The 2,160-nt window shown below is 68.4% G+C and carries 3 protein-coding genes and 1 tRNA gene; 3 read left to right on the plus strand and 1 reads right to left on the minus strand.

Features of this window, described 5'->3' with window-relative positions; translation table 11 throughout:
• The first annotated feature begins 58 nt into the window (after positions 1-58).
• Positions 59-134: transfer RNA gene (locus H0W38_RS21455), tRNA-Arg, on the plus strand.
• 44 nt (positions 135-178) lie between these two features.
• Here the strand turns inward: H0W38_RS21455 and H0W38_RS21460 are convergent.
• Positions 179-388, minus strand: coding sequence for a hypothetical protein (locus tag H0W38_RS21460; RefSeq protein ID WP_292458020.1), 210 nt, complete (start codon positions 386-388; stop codon positions 179-181).
• A gap of 357 nt (positions 389-745) precedes the next feature.
• Between H0W38_RS21460 and H0W38_RS21465 the strand changes: the two genes are divergently transcribed.
• Together H0W38_RS21465 and H0W38_RS21470 are read left to right on the plus strand one after the other, a co-directional pair.
• Positions 746-1,438 (plus strand): class I SAM-dependent methyltransferase, encoded by a 693-nt coding sequence (locus H0W38_RS21465; protein ID WP_292458022.1) that lies wholly within the window; start codon positions 746-748, stop codon positions 1,436-1,438.
• 154 nt (positions 1,439-1,592) lie between these two features.
• On the plus strand, positions 1,593-2,160 hold a 568-nt coding region (locus H0W38_RS21470), incomplete at its 3' end, for a TIM barrel protein (RefSeq protein ID WP_292458025.1).

The following is a 2,160-nucleotide window of genomic DNA, read 5'->3' on the forward strand; positions in this document are numbered from 1 at the left end:
CCTCGGTGGGCCGCACTGGGCAAAGGCCCGCAAGCGCGCGCGCTAGAATCCACGCCCTGCGTCCGTAGCTCAATGGATAGAGTACTGCCCTCCGAAGGCAGGGGTTGCTGGTTCGATCCCAGCCGGGCGCACCAACGCTAAACACACGTGAAACGCGGTTTCCCGACACGGCGCCGTGTCATGAGGGCGATGGCACCGGCGGCTGTTGCTGCGTGTCGTCACCCTTTGCCGGCTTGCGGCCCGCGTCCTCATCGACAGCCTTGCGCCGCGGCGTGATGGCCGGCGGATCGCTGGCGGGGAAGCTTTCTTCGACGGCCTCGTCGATCAGGTCTTCCTCGTGCTTGGCAGGCGCGGGATCAGTAGGTTTCGTATCGGGCGGGGTCGTCATGGTCGTTCCTTATCGGACAGGCTGCGGCGTGCCTTCGGCCGGCTCGCGGGGGCTTCGCTCCAGTGGCTCCCCTGCGCCGTCGGCGGATGAGCGGTCGTAGCCGGGGTCATCGCGGCGAGCCGTGCCTTCAGGTGCGCGGCTGCTGCGCTCAAGCGGCACAGCGCCGAGCGCGGGCTCGGCGGGAAGTGGGGGAACGTCGTTCATGCAAGGCTCCGTCGGTTGCGAGAATGCTTGAGGCAATCACTGTTCCCGCGGACCCACGACCAAAAAGTCCAGCGCCGGGCAGCAAAGTTGCCATGGCAGGCACCGCGGTTGCCGCACGTAGCATCCACGTCATCCACTAGCCAGGAAAACCCCATGAGAGAAAGCGGAGTGCGAACCGCGGCGCGTCAACCCGAGCCGGAAACGTTCAGCGAGCAAGCCAAGCCCGGGCCCACCGCCCGTGCGGTCGTGCGCACCTACGACCGCTTCGCCCCCTTGTACGACTGGGTGTTCGGGCGCGTGCTCGAGCCCGGCCGCAAGGCCATGGGGGCAGCGGCCTCGGCCCTGCATCCTGCTGCGGTGCTGGAGGTCGGCGTGGGCACCGGCCTCACCCTCGCCGGGTATCCGGCGGACTCGCGGGTGGTCGGCATCGATCTCTCGGCCGACATGCTGGAGCGTGCGCGCACACGTGCGGCCGCCATGCCGCAGCGCCAGGTGGCCCTGCAGGTGATGAACGCCGAACGCATGGAGTTTGCCGACGACAGCTTCGATTGCGTGACGGTTCCTTACGTCCTGTCGGTCACGCCGCATCCGGCGCGGCTGGTGCACGAGATCCGGCGCGTGTGCAAGCCGGGCGGGGCGATCCTGGTCGTCAACCATTTCAGCGGGAGCCCGTTCTGGTGGTTGATGGAGCGCGCGGTGCGTTCGGTGGCCGACCGCGTCGGGTTTCGCTCGGACTTCGCCTACGAGGAGCACATCCTCGCGCACGACTGGCACGTCGAATCGGTTCGCCCGGTGAATCTGTTTCGGCTGTCCAAGCTGGTCGTGCTGCGCAACGACAAGGCTTAAGGCCTGTTCACACTCCACGACACGCGAGGCGGTGAAGGAGGTCGCCCGGGGCGCAAAGCAAGGCATTCGTCAATGCCCGCCCCGCCCGACGCCGATGCTACGGCAGCGCGGCTGCCGCCTTCGCGGCGCCGCGCGAAGCTGGCAGCATGCGCGCATGCCACGTTTCGCCGCCAACCTCAGCCTGCTCTACACGGAGCATTCCTTCCTCGACCGCCCTGCCGCGGCGGCGCACGACGGCTTCCCGGCCGTCGAATGCCAGTTCCCCTATCAACACCCGGCGGCAGCCCTGAGCGAACGGCTCGCATCCGCCGGCCTGCCGCTCGTGCTGATGAACGCACCGCCGGGTGACTGGGCGGGAGGCGAGCGCGGTCTGGCGTGTCTGCCGGGACGCAGCGACGACTTCCGGCGCAGCGTCGATCAGGCCCTTGTGTATGCACAGGACGTCGATTGCCCGCGCGTGCATGTCATGGCCGGCTGCCTTGCGCCGGGCACCGAGCGCGCCGCGCTGCAGGCGGCGTACGTCGAGCGCCTGGCGTGGGCCGCGGCGCAGGCGGCGACGGTTGGCGTGGACCTGCTGATCGAGCCGATCAACCAGCGCGACATGCCGGGCTATTTCCTGAACCGGCAGGACCATGCGCACGAGATCATCAGTCTGGTGGGCGCGGCCAACCTGAAGGTGCAGATGGACCTCTACCACTGCCAGGTCGTCGAAGGCGACGTGG

This window comes from Methylibium sp., assembly GCF_013817365.1.
Lineage (GTDB): Bacteria > Pseudomonadota > Gammaproteobacteria > Burkholderiales > Burkholderiaceae_C > Methylibium.

Coding starts and splice junctions, on each gene's coding strand:
- H0W38_RS21460 (WP_292458020.1), bottom strand. CDS start 388: ATGACGACCCCGCCCGATACGAAACCTACTGATCCCGCGCCTGCCAAG.
- H0W38_RS21465 (WP_292458022.1), top strand. CDS start 746: ATGAGAGAAAGCGGAGTGCGAACCGCGGCGCGTCAACCCGAGCCGGAA.